The sequence below is a fragment of the Streptomyces sp. NPDC018029 genome (assembly GCF_044327655.1).
Classification (GTDB): Bacteria; Actinomycetota; Actinomycetes; order Streptomycetales; family Streptomycetaceae; genus Streptomyces.
Genome location: NZ_JBIRFV010000006.1, coordinates 67,514 through 92,647 on the forward strand (window position 1 = coordinate 67,514; position 25,134 = coordinate 92,647).

The 25,134-nt window shown below is 73.8% G+C and carries 4 protein-coding genes; all 4 read left to right on the top strand.

All coding sequences use genetic code 11. The features are described 5' to 3' along the window. The first annotated feature begins 1 nt into the window (after nucleotide 1). The 4 genes from xdhC (at nucleotide 2) to ACH4D5_RS19600 (ending at nucleotide 25,127) form a co-directional block, all read left to right on the top strand. Nucleotides 2–808, top strand: coding sequence for a xanthine dehydrogenase accessory protein XdhC (xdhC, locus tag ACH4D5_RS19585; protein ID WP_398303894.1), 807 nt, complete (start codon nucleotides 2–4; stop codon nucleotides 806–808). Nucleotides 809–1,839: 1,031 nt separating this feature from the next. Further along, a complete protein-coding gene (locus ACH4D5_RS19590) occupies nucleotides 1,840–3,048 on the top strand; it encodes a cytochrome P450 (protein WP_398303896.1) in 1,209 nt (402 codons plus the stop codon). 105 nt (nucleotides 3,049–3,153) lie between these two features. Next, nucleotides 3,154–4,506: a serine hydrolase domain-containing protein gene (locus ACH4D5_RS19595; RefSeq protein ID WP_398303898.1), complete on the top strand. Its 1,353-nt coding sequence runs from the start codon at nucleotides 3,154–3,156 to the stop codon at nucleotides 4,504–4,506. A 1,511-nt stretch (nucleotides 4,507–6,017) separates the two neighbouring features. Continuing rightward, nucleotides 6,018–25,127, top strand: coding sequence for a non-ribosomal peptide synthase/polyketide synthase (locus tag ACH4D5_RS19600; RefSeq protein WP_398303899.1), 19,110 nt, complete (start codon nucleotides 6,018–6,020; stop codon nucleotides 25,125–25,127). Nucleotides 25,128–25,134: the final 7 nt, after the last annotated feature.

The window sequence follows — 25,134 nt, forward strand, 5'->3', positions numbered from 1 at the left end:
CATGACGTGGATCGCCGCGGTCGCGCGGTTGCGGGCACGCCGGGAGCCCGGCGTGCTGGTCACCGTCGCGACCGTGCGCGGCCACGCCCCGCGCGGCGCGGGCGCGAAACTTGTGGTGGTGCGCGGCGAGACCTGGGGCTCGATCGGAGGCGGCAATGTGGAGGCCGTCGCGATCGACCGGGCCCGGGAGATGCTCGCCGCGGACACGGCGGAGCCGGAGCTGATGGACTTCGCCCTGAACGACAAGGTGACCAACCGGCACGGTGTGCAGTGCTGCGGCGGCACGGTTTCGGTGCTGCTCGAACCCCTGCCGGTGGTACGGGCGGTGGCCGTCTTCGGCATGGGGCACGTGGGCCTCGAACTCGCGCGCATCCTGGCCCGCCAGGACCTCGACCTCCATCTGGTCGACAGCCGCGCGGACATGCTCGCGCCGCAGCGGCTCGACGCGCTGGCGGACGCGGTGGCGCAGGTCCACGTACACCACACGCCGCTGCTGCCCGAGGAGGTGCTCGAGGCCCTGCCGCACGGCACGCACGTCCTGATCATGACTCATGACCACGCAGAGGACGCGGCTCTGTGCGACGCGGCCCTGCGCACCACCCACCTCGGCTCCATAGGGCTGATCGGCTCGGCGGCCAAGTGGGCGCGCTTCCGCAAGCGCCTCTCCACCGAGGGCGGCCACGACGACGCCACCATCGACAGGATCAAGACCCCGATAGGGCTGGCGGACATCACCGGCAAGGAGCCCGCGACGATCGCCGTGAGCGTCGCCGCGGATCTCCTGCGCGCCTTCGAGGGCGCACGGTGACCGATCGCGCCGAATAAGGGTTACGTCAGGCACACGCCAATTGGCCGAATTTGTGTACTGGCAGAGAGGGGTGTCTTCCGGACGTTCGTGGAGTGGGCGAGCGGTGCGGCAGTGGCGCATATCCGACCGGAGAGCGTCGGCCGCGGATCGGATTCGCCCACACCGTGTTGAGCCACGGTCCTTCGGGCGGGGCAGGGGGTGCCCGCTGGCTCAATCATCACCCCAGATCGGGGAGATCCCGGCCGGAATGTCGACGGCGCGGTGGTGCGTCCATCCGGTCCGGTCCGGCGGTGTTCGGCGTGCCTGTGCGCGCACTGGCCGCGTTCTTTTCCGCGCGGTCCGGTTTGCGGCCGAGTTGCCGGGGCACACGCGGCGGTGCGGCATTCGGCGATCGGCCTCGATGCGCGGTCGGCCGGACGAATTGGCTGAGTGGTGACGCAAAAGCACCGGCGGAACACTCTCCGTTCAACCTCAGGGGGTTGCTTGCACGTGACTCGCCGTGAAGACTGTGGCCGAGTTCTGCCGAGTTCTATCGAAACGAAGGTGTTCCGAGGGGACGCATCATGCCAATCGAGGCACGGCACGTGCCGCGATTGCGTACTCTCACACACTGTTTCGAACGGCCGGGACTGGAGGTCCGCTGTCCGCCAGGACAGGGAGGGGCCCGCGCGTATCCGGTGCGCGGGAGGTATCGCCGAGGGGGATGGTTATGTCGGGTTGGCGCGCCGCACGACTGGGCCGACTGCGGGGCCGTGGTCGACCGTGCAGCCGCGGCGGCACCCTGCACCGCATGTGTTGAGGGCACCGCATGTGCTGAGGCCCGGGGGTCCGTTCCGGCGTCGGACTGACGTCGATTGACCGTCCCGCCGTACGAGGACTCCGCGGGGCACATGCCGTTCTGATTCAAGTCCAGGCGACAGTGACACAGCTGTGCCCGGGGCCGTGCTGCCCCGGCCGACCCGGACCACCACACCCCTGTGCGCGTGACTCCAACGTGCCCGCACGCGCCAGCCGCTAGCAAGGGAGACAAGGTGATCAGCAAGCAACCGACGGGCGAGCGACCCCTCTTGGAGGAGTTACCCGACCGCTGGCGGGGCTTACGCGATACCGGGCCGGTGCGGTACGACGAGACCCAAAGCGTCTGGCAGGTGCTCGACCACGAGACCGTCTCCGCCGTGCTCGCCGACCCGGCGACGTACTCCTCGGAGCTCTCCACTCTCGCACCCACCCAGTCCGACTTCGAGACCTTCACCCAGGGCAACTTCGTCGGCATGGACCCCCCGGAGCACCGGAAGCTCCGCACCCTGGTGAGCCAGGCGTTCACGCCGCGTGTCGTACAGGGCCTCGAACCCCGCATCGAGGCCGTCTGCGCCCGGCTCCTCGACGCCGTGGCCGACCGCGACCGGTTCGACCTGGTCGACGCGCTGGCCTACCCGCTGCCGATCATCGTCATCGCCGAACTCCTCGGCATCCCCGCGGAGGAACACCGGCGCTTCCAGGAATGGGCGAGCGTTCTCTTCGGCGGCGACCAGCTCGGCGAGGCGCCCGACATGGCCGACCTGGAGCGCGCGCTGGAAGCCATCGCCCCCACGGTGCGCGAGATGAACGGCTACATGCTGGAGCACATCCGCGCCCGCCGCGCCGCCCCCGGTGACGACCTCACCAGCAGACTCATAGCCGCCGAGGTGGACGGTGTGCGCCTCGCCGACCAGGAGATGGTCGGCTTCGTGGCCCTGCTCCTTGTGGCCGGGCACATCACCACGACCGCGCTGCTGGGCAACGCGATCGTCACCTTCGACCGGCATCCCGACACGGATGCCGCGCTGCGCGCCGACCCCACGCGCGTCCCGGCCGCCGTCGAGGAGGTCCTGCGCTGGCTGCCGCCCTTCCCCGAACTGGGCCGCAGGGTCACCCGACCCGTGGTCCTCGGCGGTCACGAGATCCCGGCCGACACGATGCTGATGGCCCATCTCGGCGCCGCCAACCGGGATCCCGCCCGCTTCACCGCGCCCGACGTCTTCGACGTGACCCGAAGTCCCAATCCCCACTTGACCTTCGGGCACGGCATCCATTTCTGTTTCGGCGCGCCGCTGGCCCGGCTGGAAGCGCGGATCGCTCTTCACATGTTGCATGAACGATTCCGCGAACTGACGATCCCCTCCTACGAGGACGTCGTCTACCAGAACCCGGCCGTCCTCATCGGCGTACGACATCTGCCTGTAGAGGTCGCAAGACCGTAGTCCCCGGCGCACGCAGCGCCCCCTCCGGCCGGCCCGCACCGCTCGTGCCCGGGCCGGATCGGCACACCCGCCACATGAGACCCACCCAACGGGAGTCCCCTTCTCATGCCGTACAGCATCCTGCCCGCCCCGGTCGCCTTACGGGAACCGGCCCTATTACGCCGCGAGCTGCAAGACCGTCTCGACGACCTGGCCCGGACCCACCGGGTACCCGGCGCCCAACTGGCGGTGGACACCGGCAGCGGCGTCGTCGCCGTGCACACCGGTACCGCCGACGTCACCACCGGCAGCCCCTTCACCGCGGACACCGCGGTTCCGCTGGGATCACTGACCAAGCCCTTCACCGCCGCGCTCGTCATGCTCCTCGCCGACGACGGCGACCTCGACCTGGACGAGCCGGCCGCCGAGCACCTGGCCGAACTGGCCGACACTCCGAATGTGACGATCCGTCAACTCCTGTCCCACACCGGCGGATTGCCTACAGGTCCCGACTCCGACACCGCCGCCGCGACCACCCCGGCGCGCTACTTGACGGCCGTCTGCACCGCCCGCGATCTGCTGTTCACGCCCGGGACCGACTTCTCCTACTCCAACGCCGGCTACGTCGCCGCCGGACGGCTGGTGGAGACGGTCACCGGCATGCCCTGGCCCGAGGCCGTGCGGGCGCTGCTCCTCGAACCCCTCGGTGTCCTGCCGGTGTTCGTCGGCGACGCCGCGCCCCTGCGTCCGGTGGCCGCGGGGCACGCCGTCAACACCGTCACCGGGCAGGCCGTCGCCGCCCGGCAGAACCTGGCACCGCTGGAGGCACCGGCCGGCGCGCTGCTCGCGAGCGCCCTGGACCTGGTCGCCTTCGGCAACGCGCTGACCGGCCGCTCGGATCTGCTGCCGCCCGCCGTCGCCAAGGAGATGCGCCGGGCCGAGACCGCCGCCGACCCGGGGACGCTCGCCGACGGCTGGGGCGCCGGACTCGCCCTGTACCAGCGGGACGGCCGGGTGTGGTGCGGCCACGACGGCAACGCCCAGGGTACGTCGTGCCACCTGCGGGCCGACCCGGAGAGCGGAGTCGTGGTGGCCTTCACGGGCAACGCCGGGGGCGCCACCGCACTGTGGCGCGACCTCGCCGAGTTTCTGGCCCGGCTCACCGGTATCCGGGTGCCCGCCGAGGCGCTCACCACGGACCGCGGCCGACCCGTCGTCCTGCCCGGCTGTGCGGGCACGTACCGCAACGGCACCACGACCTACCGCGTCGCGCCCGGACCGGACGGTACGCCGGCCCTGTCCGTCGACGGGGACCTGGCCCTGCCGCTGGTCTGTTACGCCGACCTGTCCTGCGATCTGCGAGATCCGGCCACCGGGCGTGTCGAACCCGGTGGCCGGTTCCACCGCGATCCGGCCACCGGCACGATCGATCGGGTGCAGATATCCGGGCGTACCGCGCGCCGCGCCGACGACGGCTGAGCACGGTCGTCGCCGTCGTCGCGGGCTTCGACGGGCGTGCCTTCTTCCGGCTGGGGGGGCGGGTTGTCGGCTGGTGCCGGTGCCGGTGCCGGTGCCGGTGCCGGTGCCGGTGCTTGTGCTGGTGTCGGCGCCCGTCCGGTCCGGTTCGGTCTAGGGCTGACGGCGTGTTGGTCCCGGCTCCCTCGGGGGTCGGCCGCGGGCCCAGCACCCGTTGCCCGGGGGCTGGGGCGTGTGGCCGCCTTGCCGTGCGGAACCGGTTCCGGTGGCGGTTCGCCGTGGCCGGACCACTCCGGTGGCGTCCGGTGGGGTCGCTGCCGGGCCACGGTGGCGGCACAGCGGTCCGCCGGTCTGCCGGGCGCCGTTCGGCTCCGGCGTATTCCGGTCACCGGAACGCTGACCGGGCCCGCAGGCGGGGCCGGTGGCGGGTCGGGGGATCGGAGTCGCCGGGAGGTGGTGGTCGGTCGCCTGGGCGGTGGTTCGGGTGGCGGATCGGGCGGTGGTTCGGGTGGCGGGCCGGTCGGTGGGCCGAGTGGTCTCGATCCTCGGGCCGTGCCGGTCCGGTCACTGCGGCTGGGTGGTTCGGCTGCCGGTGCCGGTGCCGGTGTGTTGGCCTTCGGGTCCGTGGTTCGGCTACGGGGCTTGGTGGTGCGGCCACCGGGCTTGGCGGTCTGGCCATCGGATTCCGTGGTCCGGCCACTGGGCTTGGCGTTCCGGCCTCCGGGCTTGGTGGTTGGGCCACGACGCTTGGTGCTTCGAACGCCGGGTTGGGTGGTTTGGCCACGAAGTTCGGTGGTTCGGCCTCCGGGCTTGGTGGTCCGGTCATCGGGTTCGGTGGTTGGGTCACGGGGTTCGGCGCTCCGGCCTCCGGGCCTGGGGGTCTGGCCTTCGGGCTTGGCGGCGATCCGGCCATCGCGTTCGGTGGTTGGGCCACGGGGCTCGGCGGTCCGCTCTCCTGGCTTGGTGGTCCGGCCGGTGGGTTCGGTGGTTGGGCCGCCGGGTTCGGTGGTCGGGCCTCCGGGCCTGGCGGCTCGGCCAACCGGCCCGGGGGCTCGGCCAACCAGCTCCGTGGCCGGATCGCCAAGCCCAGCGCGCTCGCGCGTCGCGGTGGCCGCGGTCACCGGATGCCGTGGCTCTCCCGGCGGCCCGGGTGGCCCTGGCGGTCCCGGTGGTGGGCCGCTCGCCGGGGTGGGTCACCACCGGGACCGGCGAGTCGCTCGTCGCAGCCACGGCTCAATCACCTGCCCACGCCCGTCGGTCACCGCACCACCCCGCCCGCTGTATCCCGTCCACTCCGCACCAAGCCGCCACTACCCGGTTCCACCGCACCGCCGCGCACACCCGCCGTATCCCATCCCATCCGCTCCGCACCACGCCGCCACCATCCCGTTCCACCGCACCGCCGCGCACACCCGGTGTGTCACGTCCGATCCAGCGCACCGTCCACGAGGCGGGGCCGGGATCGTCCGCGTGGCCCGCGCCGCATCGCCCCGCTCTCCAGAAGGACTTCACCCATGACGGACCTGCACGACAAGCCCGCACCGGCGTCCTCCCTTCCGCAGGGCGGCCCCGCCGCCGACACGCCGGAGAACTCGGCGGCTCCGGCGCATCCGACGCTCGGCGAGCTGTTCACCGCCTGGGTGACCCGAACCCCGGACGCAGCGGCCCTCACCGACGGCCGACGGACCTGGACGTACCGTGAACTGGCCGAACGTACCGACCAGTTGGCCGCTCATCTGATAGCCCGGGGAGCGGGGCCGGACCGGGTGGTGGCCCTGGTCCTGCCGCGCTCCATGGAGCTGATCGCGGCGGAGCTGGCCGTCGCTCGGGCGGGCGCCGCCTTCCTGCCCGTGGACCCGGCCTACCCCGCCGAGCGCCGCGCGCTGATGCTCGCCGACGCCGCGCCCGCGCTCACCCTGGACGATCCGCGTCAGGTGCGCGAACTGCTGGAGACCGAAGACGCAGCGGGACACGGGGGCAGCCCCGGCGACGACCCGGACCACGCGGCGGACAGCCCCGGCGTCGACGCGGACCACGCGGCGTACGTCATCTACACCTCCGGTTCCACCGGCGCCCCCAAGGGCGTGACGGTGACCCACCGCGGCATCGGCGGCTTCACCTCGGCCGCCGCCGAGCGGTACGCGGTGGGACCCGGCGACCGGGTGCTCCAGTTCTCCTCGCCGAGCTTCGACGCCTCCGTCCTGGAGCTGTTCATCTCCGTCCTGTCCGGCGCCACCCTCGTCGTACCGCCGCACGGGCCCTGGCTGGGCGACGAACTCGCCGCGGTCCTGGACGAGCACCGCATCACCCACGCCCTCATCCCGCCCGCCGCGCTGGCCTCTCTGCCCGACCCCGCGCGGGGCACCGGTCGCCACCTGCGCACGCTGATCGTCGGCGCCGAGGCCTGCCCGGCCGGACTCGTGGACCGCTGGGCACCCGGCCGTCAGATGATCAACTCCTATGGTCCGACCGAGACCACCATCGTCGCCACGTGGACCGGGCCGCTCACCGCGGGCAGCGGTACGCCGACGATCGGCGGCGCTCTGCCGCACACCCGGGTGTACGTCCTGGACGCCGCGATGCGGCCGGTTCCTCCCGGCGCCGACGGCGAGTTGTTCGTGGGCGGTGACGCGGTGGCGCGCGGTTACTTGGGGCGCCCCGGGCTGACAGCGGCGCGGTTCGTCGCCGATCCCTTCGGCACACCCGGAGCGCGCCTGTACCGCACTGGTGACCGGGTGCGGTGGACCGCCGAGGGGGAGCTGGAGTTCCTGGGCCGACTGGACCGGCAGGTGAAGATCCGCGGCTTCCGGATCGAGCCGGGTGAGATCGAGGCGGCGTTGCGCCGGGCGGGCGCCGACACCGTCGGCGAGGCTGTTGTTGTCGTACGCGAGGACGTGCCGGGCCATCGGCGTCTCGTCGCCTACGTCACGGCGGCCACCCGGACCTCACCTAACGTGCCACCGGGCTCTGTCGGCCTCACCAGCCGCAGTGGTCCCACCGAGCCCGACCGTCCTACCGGCGCCGCGCACTCCCTCGACCCCGCCGCCCTGCGCGCCGCCGTCGCCGCCGTGCTGCCTGCACACATGGTGCCGTCCGCCGTCGTGGTGCTCGACCGGATGCCGCTCACCCCGCAGAACAAGATCGACCGGCGGGCCCTGCCCGCGCCGGAGCGGACGGTGTCGGCCGGTCATGTGGCGCCGCGGACGGTCGAGGAGCGGGTCCTCGCCGGGATCTGGGCGGATGCCCTCGGCGTCGAGGAGGTCGGGGTCACCGACGACTTCTTCGACCTGGGCGGAGAGTCGATCCTCGCCGCCCGTGTGCTCGCCCGCGTCCGCGACGACCTGGGCGTCCGGCTGACCGTACGGGACGTGTTCACCGCACGGACGATCGCCGCGCTCGCGCCCCTGCTCGCCGACCCGTCGGCCGCCGCGCCGCCGGAGCCGATCCCACCGGCCCCACGCGAAGGCGGCCTGCCGCTGTCCAGCGCGCAGCGGCGCCTGTGGTACATGGACGACCTCACCGAGGGCGGCACCGAGTACAACACCGGCGTCTCCCTCAGGCTGCGCGGCGCCCTGGACCCGGACGCCCTGCACCGCTCCCTGCTCCGTCTCGCGGCCCGGCACGACTCCCTGCGCACCACGTTCCCCACGGTCGACGGCCAGGGCGTCCAACGTGTCGCGCCGGAGCCGGACGTACCTCTGCGGACGGCCGATCTCACCGGCGTACCCGACGCACGGCGTGATGCGGCTGCCGAGGAACTGCTCACCGAGGAGCTGGGCCGCCGCTTCGACCTGGCGGCCGGACCGCTCACCCGGGCGCTGCTCGTCCGGCTCGCCGATGACGACCACCTGCTGCTCCTGGCCCAGCACCACATCGTCACCGACGGCTGGTCGGTCGGCATCCTCACCCGCGAACTCGCCGCCCTCTACCGCGCGGAGACCACCGGCGAGCCGGACGGACTGACACGACCCGCCGTCCAGTACCCCGACTTCGCGGTCTGGGAGCGCCGGCAGCGGGCCGGTGACGCGGACGCCGCCGATCTGGCGTACTGGAAGCGGCACTTGGCGGGCCTCCAGCACCTGGAGCTGCCCACGGACCGGCCGCGTCCCGCCGAGCGCACCACCGTCGGCGGGGCCCACCGGCACGTGCTGCCCGCGGAGTTGACGTCCCGGCTGCGGCAACTGGCCGCGGGCCGCGGCACCACGGCGTTCACCCTGTACGCGGGCGCCGCCGCGCTGCTGTTCTCCCGCTACTCGGGCCAGCGGGACATCGCCTTCGGCACCGTCACCAACGGGCGCGGCCGCCGGGACCTGGAGGACGTCCCTGGCTTCTTCGCCAACACCGTGGTGCTCCGTGGCGACGTGGACGAACGGACGACCGTGGACCGGTTCGTGGAGACGATGCGGACGACGGTCCTCGACGCCTTCGCCCACGACGGGGTTCCGTTCGACCGGGTGGTGGAGGAGCTCGCCCCGCCCCGCGACCCGAGCCGCACCCCGCTGGTGCAGGTGCTCGTCGTGCAGCAGACCGCCGCGCCCGCACTACCGCCCGCCGGTGGTCTGCGCGTCACCGGACATCCGCTGCCGCGCCCCGCCGCCCGCTTCGACCTGGTCCTGGAGTTCACGCCGGACACGGACGGCGGCTGCGTGCTGACCGCGGAGTTCAACAAGGACCTGTTCGACGCGGCGACCGTGGCCCGAATGACCGCCCACCTGCACCGGCTGCTCGAAGGCATGGCGGAAGGGCCGGGTCGCAGGCTGGCCGAACTGCCCATGCTCACGGCCGAGGAACAGCGCACACTGGTGGACAGCTGGAATCCGCCCGCCCGCGTCATGCGGAAGAACGAGTACGGCACGCTGCCCGCACTGCTCCACGCCCAGGCGGCGAGGACCCCGGACCATACCGCCGTCGTCTGCGGCGAGATCCGGCTGGACTACGCCGAAGTCGCCCGGCGGGCGTCCCGCCTTGCCCGGCTGCTCGTCGCGCGCGGCGCCGGTCCCGAGACGCTGGTCGCGCTCTGCCTGCCGCGCTCCGCCGAGCTCGTGCCCGTGCTGTGGGCGGTGCTCGCATCGGGCGCCGGCTACCTCCCGGTCGACCCGGCCTATCCCGCCGAGCGGGTCCGCTTCATGCTCGACGACGCCCGGCCCGCCCTCGTCCTCGCCACCCGGGAGACCGCCTCCGCGCTGCCCCCGGAGTGCGTACCGCTGCTCCTGGAGGACTGCGCCGCGCCCGACGCCGCCCTGGCCGACACCGCGGTGACCGACGCCGACCGGATCCGGCCGCTGCTGCCGGACCATCCCGCGTACGTCATCTACACCTCGGGTTCCACGGGCCGCCCCAAGGGCGTGGTGGTCAGCCATCGCAGCGTCGCCGCGCTGGCCGAGTGGGCGGGGGAGCGGTTCGGGGCCGAGGGCCTGGCCCATGTGGTCGCCTCCACCTCCCTCAACTTCGACGTCTCGGTGTTCGAACTGCTCTGCCCCCTGGTGGCCGGTGGCACCGTCGAGGTGGTCGCCGATCTGCCGGCCCTCACGGACGGCGCCGGGCCCCGGCGCACCACTGTGCTCAGCGGCGTGCCGTCCGTCGTCTCCCGGCTCGTCGCGGACGGCACGGCACCCCTCACCGCCGACACCGTCGTCCTCGCCGGCGAGGCCCTGCCCGCGCAGACCGCACAGGACGTGCGGGCCGCCATGCCCGGCTGCCGGATCGCCAATGTCTACGGCCCCACCGAGGCCACCGTGTACGCCACCGCCTGGTTCGCCGGTGACCGGCTGCCGGAGCAGGCCCCGCCCATCGGCGACCCGGTGGCGCTCACCCGCACCTACGTACTGGACACCTCCCTGCGGCCGCAGCCCGTCGGCGTCCCCGGCGAGCTGTACCTCGGGGGCGGCGGCCTGGCCCGCGGCTACCTGAACCGGCCAGGACTGACCGCCGCCCGGTTCGTCGCCGACCCGTTCGGCGCGCCGGGAGAGCGCATGTACCGTACCGGCGACCTGGTGCGCCGACGTCCCGACGGCGGACTCGAATACGTGGGACGCACGGACCAGCAGGTCAAGGTGCGCGGCTTCCGCATCGAACTGGGCGAGGTGGAGGAAGCGTTGCGCGGCTGCGCGGGCGTCGCCGAGGCGGCGGCCGTCGCGGCCACCGACGGTGACGGCAACCGCCGCTTGGTGGGTTACGTCGTCCCGGCCGCCGGGCAGCACACCGAATCCGATGCGGTGCGCCGGGAACTCGGCCGGACGCTGCCCGACTACATGGTCCCGTCGACCGTCGTCGTGCTCGACGCCCTGCCGCTCAACCCCAACGGGAAGCTCGACCGCGCCCGGCTCCCCAGCCCGGGCCCCGCCGTGCGCGCGGTGCGCCACGTCGAGCCCCGCACGCCCACCGAGCGCACTCTCGCGCGGGTCTGGGCGGAGGTGCTGCGGGAGGAACGCATCGGCGTCGACGACAACTTCTTCGAACTCGGCGGCGATTCGATCCTCAGCATCCAGGTGGTGGCCCGCGCCCGGCAGGAGGGTCTGCCGCTCACTTCCCGGGACCTCTACCAGCACCAAACCGTGGCCGCCCTCGCGCACCGCGCGGACGCGTCGGCGGGACCGCGCGAAGCCGCGCCCGCACCGCAGGCGCCCACCGGCACGGCACCCCTGACCCCCATCCAGCACTGGCTGTTCGGCGCCGTCGGCGAACGCGCCGGACACTTCTCCCAGGTGCTGTCCCTCCGGATGCCCGCCGACCTGGACCCGGCGGCGCTGGAGGATGCGCTGAACGACCTGGTCGCCCACCACGACGCCCTGCGCTCCCGCTTCACCGGCGGCGAGCCGGTCGGCTGGCACATCGACGAGCGGGCACCCCGCCTCCAACTGGCCCACCATGCCGGCCCGGAGACGGACACCCCGCACCTCGGCCCGTTCGACCTCGCCCGAGGGCCGCTGCTCCGCGCCGTGCTGCACGCTCCAGACGACGGCGTGTCCCACCTGCTGCACCTCGCCGTACACCACCTGGTGGTCGACGGAGTCTCCTGGCGGCTGCTGCTCGAGGACCTGGATCGCGCTTACCGTGCGCGCCGCGCGGGTGAGGACGGCGCCGCGGCACTGCCCGCGAAGTCCTCGCCGCTGCGACAGTGGGCCCGCAGGCTCAACGCCCACGCGGCGGACGGCGGCTTCGACGACGAACGCGCGTACTGGGAAGAGGCGGTCCCCGCCACCGAGACCGTCCTGCCCGCCGAACTGCCGGGCGGCCCCGGCACCTACGCCGAGCAGAGGTCGCTCACCGTGCGCCTCGGCGTCGAGGCGACCGCGGCCCTGCTGCGCACCCTGCCCGACACCTACCGCACCCAGGCCAACGACGTGCTGCTCAGCGCGCTCGGCCGGGCGCTGTGCGGCTGGAGCGGCCGCGAGCGGGTGGTGGTCGACGTCGAGGGCCACGGCCGCGAGGAGCTCTTCGGCGAGCTGGACATCAGCCGCACGGTCGGCTGGTTCACGACCCGGTACCCCGTCGCGCTCGCCGTCCCGGAAGACGCCGGCTGGGACACCATGCTGAAACAGGTCAAGGAGCAGTTGCGCGCCGTACCCCGCAACGGCCTCGGCCACGACGTGCTGCTCCAGCTGGCCGGCCCCGGGGCGGCACCGCGCACCGCGGCCACCCAGATCAGCTTCAACTACCTGGGCCGCATGGACGCACCGGAAGACCCCGACAGCCTCTACCGGGGCACCGTACGCCCGCTGGAACTGGACGCCGACCCGGCCGCCGAGCGCCCGCACGCCCTTGAGCTCGTCGGGCAACTCGTCGGCGAAGCACTGGAGTTCACCTGGTTCTACGCCGACCTGCCGGGCCGCAAGGACGCGGTCGCGGACCTCGCAGGGCGCTTCAACGACGCGCTCGGCGACCTGGCCCGGCACGCCGCCCGGCCGGGCACCGCCGGACGCACCCCGTCCGACTTCCCGCTGGCCCGCCTCGACCAGGCCGCCGTGGACCGGATCACCGGCGCCGACCCGGCCGCGGTGGCCGACGTCCTGCCGCTCACACCCACCCAGGCGGGCATGCTCTTCCACGGCCTGTCCCAGGACGACCGCGGCGTCTACGTCCAGCAGCTGACGTTCGTCCTGGACGGCGTGCCCGATCCGGCGGCCCTCGCCGCCGCTTGGCAGCACGTCACCGACCGCACCGACGTGCTGCGCGGCCGGGTCGTCTGGCAGGACGTACCCGAACCGCTGCTTGTGGTGGCGCGCCACGCGGCCGTACCCGTCACCCACCTGGACTGGCGCGACCTGACCGAGGACGAGCGCCGCGCCCGCCTCGACGACCTGCTGGTCCGGGACCGTGCCGCCGGCATCGACCTCGGGCGGGCCCCGCTCCAACGCCTCCTGCTCGCCCGCGTCTCCGACACCGCCGTGCGCGTGGTGTGGTCCTTCCACCACCTGCTCCTCGACGGCTGGAGCATGTTCCAGGTGCTGTCGGACGTCTTCGCCCACCACGCCGGACCCGACACCGCCACGCTCCAACACCGCCCGCCCTACCGGGAGTACGTCTCCTGGCTGCGGCGGCGCGACCAGGACGCGGCCGAACGGCACTGGCGAAGCCGCCTGTCCGGCCTGACCGAGGCCACACCGCTGCCGTACGACCGCGAGCCGCGCGAGGCCCACCGCGCCGAGTCCACGCACGCGGTCCACGGCACGCTGCCCGCGGCCGCGACCCGGGCACTGGAAGAGCTCGCCCGCACCTCGGGCCTCACCCTGAACACCCTGGTACAGGGCGCCTGGGCGCTCCTCCTGGCCCGGCAGGCGGGCCGCGACGACGTGGTGTTCGGCACCACCGTGTCCGGCCGTCCCGCCGAGCTGCCCGGCGCCGAGGCCATGACCGGCCTGTTCATCACCACCCTGCCCACCCGAGTCACCGTCCCCGGCAACGGCACCCTGCTCGACTGGCTGCGCGCACTCCAGCACGACCAGAGCGAGGACCGGCGCTTCGACCACCTGCCGCTCACCCGCATGAAGACGTTCACCGAACTCCCCGAGCGCGTCGGTCTTTTCGACAGCATCGTCGTCTTCGAGAACTACCCGGTGGACGACGACCTCGCCGCTACCCACGGCCTGCGCCTGAGCGGCCTGGAAGGCGTCGAGACCACCAACTACCCGCTGAGCCTGACCGCTTACCCGGGCACGGAGCTGGGGCTGCGCCTCGGCTACGACCCCGAGCTGTTCGACGCCGACACGGCCGGGCGCATGGCGGAGTACCTCACCGTCCTGCTCACCGGCATGCCCACCGGCTCACTGCGCCCGCCCGCCCGGCTGCCGCTGCTCGGCCAGGACCGCCGCGAACAGGTCCTGCGCACCTGGAACGACACCGCCACCGACCTGCCCGACAACACCGTCGCCGACCTCTTCGCCGCCCAGGTGCGCCGCACGCCCGACGCCGTGGCCCTTGAAGCGGGGGACGACCATCTCACGTACCGTCAACTTGACGCGCGAGTGGCGGAGTTGGCGGCGCGGCTGACCGATGCCGGGGTGTGCCCGGAACTTCCCGTCGGCGTCCTCATGGACCGTTCCGTCGACCTGATCGTCACCCAGCTCGCGCTCGTGCGCACCGGCGGCGTGTACGTGCCGCTGGACGGCAGGGCACCGGCCGAGCGGCTGCGCCGGACCCTGGCCGAGGCCGGGGCCGACCTGCTGCTCACCGACGCCGCCTGGGAGGCGACGGCCCGCGAGGTGCTGCCGGGCGACGGCGTCCTGCGTGCCGACGGCACCTTCGAGCCGCCCACCGGCCCGGTGCCCCACCATGCCGTGCACCCCGACAACATCCAGTACCTGATGTTCACCTCGGGCTCCACCGGCACCCCCAAGGGCGTCGCCGTGCGCCAGCGGGACGTCGTCGCGCTCGCCCTCGACCGGGCCTTCGTCGGGCACGACCGGGTCCTCGTCCACTCGCCGCACGCCTTCGACGCCGCCACCTACGAGGTGTGGGTGCCGCTGCTGCGCGGCGGGACGGCCGTCCTCGCCCCGCCCGCCGACCTCGACGCCGCCCAGGTCCGGCACGCCGCCACCGAGCAGCGGGTGAGCTGCCTGTGGCTGACCGCGGGCCTGTTCCGCCTGCTCGCCCAGGAGGACCCCGCTTGCCTGCGCGGTGCCCGTGAGGTGTGGACGGGCGGCGAGGCCGTGCCGGGCGCGGTGGTGCGCCGGGTCCTCGACGCCTGCCCCGGCCTGACCGTCGTCGACGGCTACGGCCCCACCGAGACCACCACCTTCGCCACCCGCCGCGTCTTCCGCTCCGGCGACCCGCTGCCCGCCGTACTGCCCATCGGACGCCCGCTCGACAACACCCGCGTGTACGTCCTGGACGGCACCCTCCAGCCGCAGCCGCCCGGCATCCCCGGCGAGCTGTACATCGCCGGCGCCGGACTGGCCCGGGGTTACGCGGGGCGGCCCGGCGCGACCGCCGCCCGCTACCTCGCCGACCCCTACGGCCCGCCCGGCACCCGCATGTACCGCACCGGCGACGTCGTGCGCTGGAGCGCCGACGGCGAGCTGCACTTCGTCGGCCGCGCGGACGACCAGATCAAGATCCGTGGCTTCCGCGTCGAACCCGCCGAGATAGAGGCGCGGCTCACCGCGCACCCGGCCGTCGCCGAGGCCGTCGTCTCCCTGTACGAGGACGGCGGACGCAAGCGGCTCGCCGCCCACCTCGTGCCGTCCTGCGCCGCCGAACTGCCTTCCGCCGCCGGGCTGCGCACCCACCTGGCGGCCGGGCTGCCCGACTACATGCTGCCCGCCGCGTTCGTCACCGTGCCCGAGCTGCCCCTGACGGCCAACGGCAAGGTCGACCGGCGGCGGCTGCCCGCGCCCGACTGGGCGGCGGGCGGCGAACAGGCCCACCGCGCCCCGCGCACCGAGGCGGAGCAGGTCCTCGCCGGGATCTGGGCCGAGCTGCTCGGCGTGGCACGGGTCGGCGCGGACGACAACTTCTTCATGCTGGGCGGCGACTCCATCCTCAGCATCCAGGTGGTATCACGGGCCCGCGCCGCAGGGCTCGCGATCAGCCCCCGCGACCTCTTCCGGCACCCCACCGTGGCCGAACTGGCCGCCGCCACCGAGGGCGCCGCGCGCTCCGTCGCCGGTACCGCACCCGTCACCGGAGCGGCCGAACTCCTCCCCATCCAGCACTGGTTCCTCGACCCGCGCCCCGCGCACCCCGCCTTCTTCAACCAGTCCGTCGTCATTGAGACGCCCGGCCCCGTCGACCAGGACGCCCTGCGCACTGCCCTCACCGCTCTGTGGACGCACCACGACGCCCTGCGCGCCCGGTTCCTCCTCGACGACGTGGGCGCCTGGCGGCAGGACATCGCCGCCGCCGACGGACCGGTACCCGAGCTGCTCCACGTGCACGACCCGGCGGACGAGGAACGCGTCACCGCGGAAGCGCACAGCGGACTCAGCCTCGATACCGGCCCGTTGTTCACCGCCCGCCTCTTCGCCGCCGACAGCGCCCGGCTGCTCCTCGTCGCCCACCACCTGGTGGTCGACGGCGTGTCCTGGCGGATCCTGCTCGAAGACGTGGAGACCGCCTACCGGCAGGCCGTCTCCGGTGAACCCGTACGGCTGCCCGCTCGCACCACCTCCGTACGGGAGTGGGCCGACCGGCTGCGCGACGACGACCGCTTCGCCGCGCGGCTCGGCCACTGGGAGCGCACCGCCCGGGTCTGCGCCGACCCGCTGCCCGTGGATCTCGACGGCGGCAACACCACGGCCGACGTCCGCCAGGTCACCGTACGCCTCGACCGCGAACACACCGACGGCCTCCTGCGCCGCGTCCCCGGCGTCTACCGCACCCGCGTCGACGACGTCCTGCTCACCGCGCTTGGCCGGGTCCTCGGTGACTGGGCCGGACGCGACACCGTCGCCGTCGGCCTGGAGGGGCACGGCCGCGAGGACCAGCTGTTCGAGGACGTCGACCTGTCCCGCACGGTCGGCTGGTTCACCTCGCTCTACCCCCTCGCGCTGTCCGTCCCGGCCGGCTCCTGGGGTACCGCGCTGAAGTCGGTGAAGGAGCAGCTGCGGGCCGTCCCCGACCGGGGGATCGGTTACGGCGTGCTGCGCCATCTCGCCCGCGAGGAACGGCTCACCGGTGCGCCCGAACCCGGCATCAGCTTCAACTACCTGGGCCGCTTCGACTGGTCCGCCGACGAAGGCACCCTCGTCGCGGCCGTGCCCGGCGGCCTGGGCGGAGCCGAGGCACCCGACACCGAACGGCCGCACCTGCTGGACGTCGTGGCCCGTGTCGAGGACGACCAGCTGGAGATCACCTGGTACTACAGCGCCGGACGCCACCGTGAGGAGACCGTCAGCGCGCTGGCCGACGCCATGCTGCGGGCGCTCGGCGACATCGTCGCGCACTGCGCCCTGCCGGACGCGGGCGGCCGGACCCCGTCGGACTTCCCGCTGGCCCGCCTCGACCAGGCCGCCGTGGACCGGATCGCCGGGGACGGCAGGGACGTCGCGGCCATCTACCCGCTGACGCCGATGCAGGCAGGCATGCTCTTCCACAGCCTGCTCGACGCGGACAACCGCACGTATGTCAACCAGGTGCAGCTCGTGCTGTCCGGCGTCACCGATCCGCACGCGCTCGCCGAGGCGTGGCAGCACACCGCCGACGCCAACCCGGTGCTGCGCACCCACCTGGTGTGGCAGGAGACCGCGGAACCCCTCCAGGTCGTCCGGCACCGGGCCACCGTGCCCGTCACCCACCACGACGGGTCCGGCTGGTCCGCCGAGCGCGGCGCACGGGAGATGGACCGCCTGCTCGCCGAGGACCGGGAGACCGGCATCGATCTGGGCACCGCGCCCCTCATGCGGCTGACGCTGATCCGGCTGGCGGCGGACCGCGTCCGGCTGGTGTGGACCTTCCACCACGTCCTGCTCGACGGCTGGAGCGCCGCCCAGGTCTTCGAAGAGGTGTGTGAGCGGTACGCCGCCCTGACCGCGGGGCACCGCCCGCAGCTGCCCGACCGGCGGCCCTTCGCCGACTACCTGCGCTGGCTGTCCGAGCAGGACGCCGACCGCGCCGAAGACTACTGGCGCACCACCCTCGCGGGCTTCCAGGCGCCCACCGAACTGCCCCGCGACCGGCGGCCCGCCGAGGCCCACCGCGCCTCCTCCTCCGGATCCGTGCGGATGGCGCTCGGCGCGGACGTCTCGGCACGGCTGCGGGAGACCGCCCAAGGGGCCGGACTGACCCTCAACACGGTCGTCCAGGGCGCGTGGGCGCTGCTCCTGTCCCGGTACGGCGGCGGCGAGGACGTCGTGTTCGGCACGACCGTCTCCGGCCGCCCCGCCGACCTGCCCGGCGTCACCTCGATGGTCGGCCTGTTCATCAACACCCTGCCCACCCGGGCCCGTGTCGACGGGCGGCGCGCCCTGCTCGACTGGCTGCGCGCACTGCAGGACGCCCAGGCCGAGGCCAGGCGCCACGACTTCGTCTCGCTGGCGCAAGTGCAGTCGTGGAGCGAGGTGCCCGGCGGCACCAGTCTCTTCGACTCCATCGTCGTCTTCGAGAACTACCCCTTCGACGAAGGCGCCATCGCCCGGCACGGTCTGGCGATGGAGGCGGAGCGGGACCTGGAACCGACGAACTACCCGCTCAGCGTGGTCGTCGCGCCCGGCGAGACCCTGGCCGTGAACCTGGACTACGACCCGGCCGCCTTCGACACCGGCACGGTGGAGGCGCTCGGCGAGAGCCTGCGCGCCCTGCTGACCGGCATGGCCGACGCGCCGGACCGCCGCCTGGCCGACCTGGCCCTCCTCGACCCGGCCGAGGGCCGCGACCTGGTGGCCCGGTTCGGCGGGCGGGTGGGCGACGCGCGGTACGCCGCTCTGTCCGAGGTGCCGTACGACGCCCGGCACGAGGTGCCGTACGACACCCTGTCCGAGGTGCCGCACGACACGGTGCCCGTGGCGCCGTACGACACCCTGCCCGAGGCATTCAGGCGGCAGGTCGAGCGCACCCCTGACGCCCCGGCCGTCCGCCACGGCGACACCTGCCTCAGCTACCGCGAACTCGACACCCGCTCCAGCAGGCTGGCTCGGCTGCTCATCGCCGCCGGCGCCGGACCCGAGCACTTCGTCGCCCTCTGCCTGCCCCGCACCGCCGACCTGGTCGTGGCGCTCCTCGCGGTCCTGAAGAGCGGCGCCGGGTACCTGCCGGTCGACCCGCAGTACCCCGCCGAGCGCGTCGCGTTCCTCTTCGACGACGTACGGCCGGACGCCGTGATCACGGCGGCCGAGACCGCGGGCCGGCTGCCCGAAGGGCCGTACACCCGGATCCTCCTCGACGAGGAGCCCGGCACCGACCTGCCGGACACCCCCGTCGGCGACGCCGAACGCCACACCACCCTGCTGCCCGCACACCCGGCCTATGTCATCCACACCTCCGGCTCGACCGGCCGCCCCAAGGGAGTGGTCGTCAGCCACGTGTCCGTGCGCGCCCTGACCGACTGGGCGGCGGCCGAATTCACCGGGCGCGGCCTGGAGCACGTGGTGGCGTCCACCTCGCTGAACTTCGACGTATCGGTGTTCGAAATCTTCTCGCCGCTCCTGTCGGGCGGCTGCGTGGAGATCGTGCGTGATCTGCTGGCCCTCGCCGAGCGCTCCGGGCCCTGGCGGGCCGGGCTGCTCAGTGCGGTGCCCTCTGCCCTGGACCGGCTGCTCGCCGAGGGCGCCGTCCACGTCACCGCGGACACCGTCGTCCTCGCGGGGGAGGGGCTGCCCGCCCGGACCGTCGGCCGGGTCCGCGAGGCCGTGGCCGGCAGCCAGATCCTCAACATCTACGGTCCCACCGAGGCCACCGTCTACGCCACCGCCTTCACCTGCGACCCAGCCGACCCCGACCGCGATCCGCCGATCGGCCGCCCGCTCGGCGGCGCCCGCGCCTACGTCCTGGACGAGCGGATGCGCCCGGTGCCCGTCGGCGCGCCCGGCGAACTGTTCCTCGCCGGAACCGGCGTCGCCCGCGGCTACCTGCGCCGCCCCGGCCTGACCGCCGCCCGGTTCCTGCCCGACCCGTTCGGCCCGCCCGGCAACCGCATGTACCGCACCGGCGACCGGGTCCGCTGGACGGCCGACGGCGACCTCGTCTACCTGGGCAGGGGAGACGACCAGGTCAAGGTACGCGGCTTCCGCATCGAACTCGGCGAGGTGGAGGCGGCGTTGGCCCGCCACCCGGGGGTGGCGGCGGCAGCGGCACGGGTGGTGGAGCAGGACGGGCATCGGCGCCTGATCGGGTACGTGGTGCCTCACGCGCGGGCCCTTCCTGTGTCCTCCGATGGGGGAGGAGCTGCGGAGACGCTGCCTGTGTCCTCCGGGGGAGGGGGAGTCGCGGCGGTTCTGCCCGGGGCTTCTGGTGCTGCGGGTGCCGTCGGCGGTACGTCGGTTCTGCCCAGCCCCTCCGGCGATGCGGGTGCCGTCGGCTACACGGCGGTTCCGGCCGGGCCCGGCGGCGAAGCGGGAGCCGACGAACCGGCGGCAGGCCCCGCCAACCAACCGGTGGCACCTGCCCTCCCCGACACCGGTGAACTCCGCGCCTTCCTCGCCCGGAGTCTTCCCGACCATCTGTTGCCCGCCCTCGTCGTCCCGCTGGAGCGGCTGCCGCTCGGGGCCACCGGGAAGCTGGACCGGCGGGCGCTGCCCGTGCCCGAGTGGGCGGCGCCGACCGCCGGTACGGGTGGCCGGGCGCCGCGTACCGAGGCAGAGCAGACCCTCGCATCCATCTGGTGCGAGGTGCTCGGCGTGCCCGAAGTCGGCGCGGACGACAACTACTTCACGCTCGGCGGTGACTCCGTCCTCGGCATCCAGATCGTCTCCGCCGCCCGCAGGGCCGGACTCGCCCTGACCCCTCGGCACCTGTTCACCCACCAGACGCTCGCCGAACTCGCCGCCGCGGCCGAGCCGGTGCCCGAGGCCGCCACAGCCAGCGCCGAACAGGGGCCTGTCACCGGCGACGTCCCCCTCACTCCCGTACAGCACTGGCTCCTGGACACGCTCACGGGCGACCCCGCCCACTTCAGCCAGACGGTCTCCTTCGAGCTGGCCGTCGACCCCGACGAGGCACTGCTGCGCGCCGCCCTCTCCGCCGTACTGGAGCACCACGACGCCTTGCGGATGCGCTTCGAGCCGCTCGGCGACGGACGGTGGCGGCAGTACGGCACTCCGCCAGGTGACCATGACGTACATCTGGAGGTGCACGACCGGACGGCGCCGGAGGAGGTGGCTGGCGCCCTGGGTGCCGGCTTCGATCTGGCCGGTGGGCCGCTGTTGCGGGCCGCGCTGTGCCGGCCGGGTGGCGACGGCAGGCGGCCGGTGCTGCTGCTCGCCGCCCACCACCTGGTCGTGGACGCCGTGTCCTGGCGGCTGGTTCTGGAGGATCTGGACGCCGCCTACGACGCGCTGCGGGACGGCGGGCGGCCCGCTCTCGCCCCGAAGAGCACGTCGTTCCGGACGTGGGCGCGGCGGCTCGCCGAGCACACGGAGGCGGGCGGTTTCGATGGCGAGCTCGCCCACTGGCGCGGCGTCGACGACGGCGCCACCGCGCTGCCGGCCGACCGCCCCGGCGGCGCCAACACCGTCGCCGACGAGGAGAGCGTGACCGTCGGACTCGACGCCGAGGAGACGCGCCGGCTGCTCCAGGACGTGCCGGACGCGTACCGCACCCGCGTCAACGACGTCCTGCTGTGCGCCCTTGGCCGGGTCCTGGCCCGCTGGACCGGGCAGGACCGGGTGGCGGTGACCCTGGAGGGGCACGGCCGCGAGGAGTTGTTCGAGGACACCGACCTCGCCCGGACCGCCGGCTGGTTCACCGCCATGTATCCCGTCGCCCTGGACGTGCCACGGGACGCCGACACCGGCACTGTGCTGAAGGCCGTCAAGGAGAACCTGCGGGCCGTGCCCCACGGCGGACTCGGCTACGGCGCCCTGCGCTTCCTGCACCCCACGGCCGGCCGCGAGCTGCCTGCCCTGCCGCCGGTCTGCTTCAACTATTTGGGCCGACAGGACCGCACCGGCACGCCGGGCGGCCTGCTGCATGCGCCCTACGGCGGTCTGGCCGGTGGCATGGACCGCTCGGCGCAGCGGCCGTACCTCCTCGATGTGCTCGGCCAAGTCAGCGCGGACCGGCTCGAGTTCACCTTGTCGTACTCCCGCCAGGTGCACAGCCGGGAGACCGTCGCCCGCCTCGCGGACGAGCTGACCGACGAACTGCGCGCGATCGTCCGGCACTGCGCCCAGCCCGGCGCCGGCGGCCGCACCCCCGCCGACTTCCCGCTCGCCCCGCTGGACCAGGCGGGCGTCGACCGGCTCGTCGGCACCGGAGCGGACGTGACGGACGTGGTGGACATCTACCCGCTCACGCCCACCCAGACCGGCATGGTCATGCACGCTCTGGACGAGGCGGAAAACGGCCTGTACGTCGAGCAGATCACCTTCGTGGCGGACGGCGCACACGACCCTCGGACCCTGGCCGCCGCCTGGCAGCACGTCGTCGACCGCACCCCCGTGCTGCGTACCTCCGTCGCGCTGCGCGGCGTACCCGTGCCGCTCCAGGTCGTCCACCGGGACGTGACGCTGCCGGTCACCGAGCACGACTGGAGTGCTCTCCCGGTCGACCGGCGCGACGCGGAGCTGGAGCGGCTGCTCACGGAAGAGCGGGCCCGAGGCGTCGCCCTGGAGAGCGCCCCGCTGATGCGGCTCGCCCTGGTCAGGCTCGGCCCGGACGCGGTCCGCGTGGTGTGGACCTTCCACCACGTCCTGCTGGACGGCTGGAGCGTCTTCCACGTCCTGTCCGACGTCACGGCCGCGCACGCCGCCCTCACCCGCGGTGAGCGGCCCCACCTGCCCGAACGCAGGCCCTTCGCGGATTACGCCGCCTGGCTCGCCGCCCGCGAGACCCGCCGGGCGGAGGAGCACTGGCGCGCCGCCCTCGCCGGGCTGCGCGGCCCGACCCCGCTGCCGTACGACCGACGGCCCGCCCCGGACGCCACCGCGCGCTCCGACACCTGGCTGTCCCAGCGGCTCGACACCGAACGGTCCGGCCAGCTACAAGAGTTCGCGCGCAAGCACCGGCTCACCCTCAACACCGTGGTGCAGGGTGCCTGGGCGCTGCTCCTCGCCCGGTGGAGCGGGGAACAGGAGGTCTGCTTCGGCACCACCGTCTCCGGACGGCCCGCTGATCTGCCCGGTGCCGACACCATCACCGGCCTGTTCATCACCACCCTGCCCGCCCGCACCGAGGTCGACGGCGGCGCCGGCTGCGGAGCCTGGCTGCGCGCCTTCCAGGAGGCCCGCGCGGAGGACCGCCGCCACGACCACCTGCCCCTCACCGCCCTGAACGCCCTCGGCGAACTGCCGCCGGGCACCGCCCTCTTCGAGAGCCTGGTGGTCTTCGAGAACTATCCCGTCGGCGACGCGACCGCGGGCGCGCACGGACTCGCCCTGCGGGACCTGGACGCCCGGGAGGCCACCAACTACCCGCTCACCGTGGTCGTCTCGCCTGGCGACCGGCTGACCGTCGAACTCGGCTACGACCCGCGGTACTTCGAGGAGTCCAGCGCCGAATCGCTGGCCGGGCAGCTGCTGCACACCCTGGACGCCCTGGCCGCCTCGGACGGCACCGTCCGCCTGGACGACCTCGACGTCCTGCCGCCCGCGCAGCGCGACCGGCTGCTGCACGGCCCGGCCAGGCCCGAGACCGGATCGGTGCCCGCGGCCACCCTGCCCGCCCTCGTCGAGGCCGCCGTCGACCGGTGGCCGACCGCGACCGCGCTCGAAGAACTCGCAGAGCCCGACGCGGTCGGCGCGTCGATGGGCTTCGCGGAGGCGGAGGACCGGGCCAACCGGCTCGCGCACCGGCTCATCGCCCGGGGCGCCGGGCCCGGCGACCTCGTCGCGCTGCTCCTGCCCCGCTCCACGGACATGGTGCTCGCACAGCTGGCGGTGACCAAGGCCGGTGCCGCGTTCCTGCCCGTCGACCCGGCCTACCCGAAGGAGCGGATCGCCCTGATGCTGAGCGACGCCGCCCCCGCCCTCACCCTCGACGCCCAGGAGGTCGCCGACCTGCTCGCCGCACCGCCGGACGGCACCCCCGGACACCGGCCCACCGACGCCGACCGGACCCGCCCGCTCGACCTGGACGACCCGGCGTACGTCATCTACACCTCCGGCTCCACCGGTACGCCCAAGGGAGTCGTCGTCACCCACCGCGGGCTCGCCGCGTTCAGCGCCGCCGAGGCAGCCCACTACCAAGTCGCCCCGGGGGACAGGGTGCTGGTGTTCGCCACGCCCAGCTTCGACGCCAGCGTCCTTGAACTGTGCGCGTCCCTGCCGCACGGTGCCCGACTCGTCGTACCCCGGCCGGGACCGCTGCTCGGCGCCGAACTCGCCGACGTCCTGCGGGCCGGGCGCATCACGCACACCCTGCTGCCGCCCGCCGCGCTCGCCACGCTGCCGCCCGACACCCCCGGCACGCTGCCGGACCTGAAGACCCTGATCGTCGGCGCCGACGCGTGCGGCCCAGAACTCGTCGCACGCTGGGCGACGCACCACCGCATGGTCAACTCCTACGGCCCCACCGAGGCCACCGTCGTCGCCACCTGGTCCGCACCACTGACCGCGGGCGGCAGCGCACCGCCGATCGGCCGCCGGCTGCCCGCCACCGGCGCCTACGTCCTCGACTCCCGCCTGCGGCCGGTTCTCGACGGCGTCACCGGGGAACTGTGGCTGAGCGGACCGGCGTTGGCGCGCGGTTACCTCGGCCGCCCCGGGCTGACCGCGTCGCGCTTCACCGCCGACCCGTTCGGGCCGCCCGGCACCCGCATGTACCGCACCGGTGACCTGGTGCGCCGCGACAGCGCCGGCGAACTGCACTACCTGGGCCGCACGGACCACCAGCTCAAACTGCGCGGCCACCGCATTGAGGCGGGCGAGGTCGAGGCGACCCTGGTCCGCCATCCGGGCGTGCTGGACGCCGTGGTGACCGTACGCGAAGACGAACCGGGCCTGCCGCGCCTGGTCGCCCACCTGCTCACGGCCCCCGAAGCGGAACCGGCGAACCCGGCGGAACTGCGCGAACTGGCCGCACGCTCGCTGCCGGCCACCATGGTGCCGTCCGCGTTCGTGGTGCTCGACCGCTTCCCGCTCACCGAGAACGGCAAGACCGACCGGGCCGCCCTGCCCGCCCCGGCACCGGCCGAGGAACGTGAAGGGGAACGGGCACGGCCCGAGTACGTGGCACCCCGCACCCCCACCGAGGAGGCGGTCGCGGCCATCTGGGAGGAGACCCTGGAGACGGCCGTGGGCGCCGAGGACGACTACTTCCTGCTCGGCGGCGACTCGCTGCGCGCCCTGCTCATCGCCTCCCGCGCCAACGACGCGTTCGCCGTCACGCTCACCCCTCGCGACGTCTTGGTCTCCCGCACCGTCGCCGCCCTGGCGGAGCTGGTGGAGGAGCAGGTGCTGAGCGAACTCGAACAGAGCGCGTACGGCGAGGACGTCGCGTCCGGCGACGTCGGGTACGACGAAGACGCCGCGTACGGCGGCCACCACTCCGAAGACGCCGCGTCCGGCGGCCACGACCACGACCACGAACGGTGAGGATCCG

Coding starts and splice junctions, on each gene's coding strand:
- ACH4D5_RS19595 (WP_398303898.1), top strand. CDS start 3,154: ATGCCGTACAGCATCCTGCCCGCCCCGGTCGCCTTACGGGAACCGGCC.
- xdhC (WP_398303894.1), top strand. CDS start 2: ATGACGTGGATCGCCGCGGTCGCGCGGTTGCGGGCACGCCGGGAGCCC.
- ACH4D5_RS19600 (WP_398303899.1), top strand. CDS start 6,018: ATGACGGACCTGCACGACAAGCCCGCACCGGCGTCCTCCCTTCCGCAG.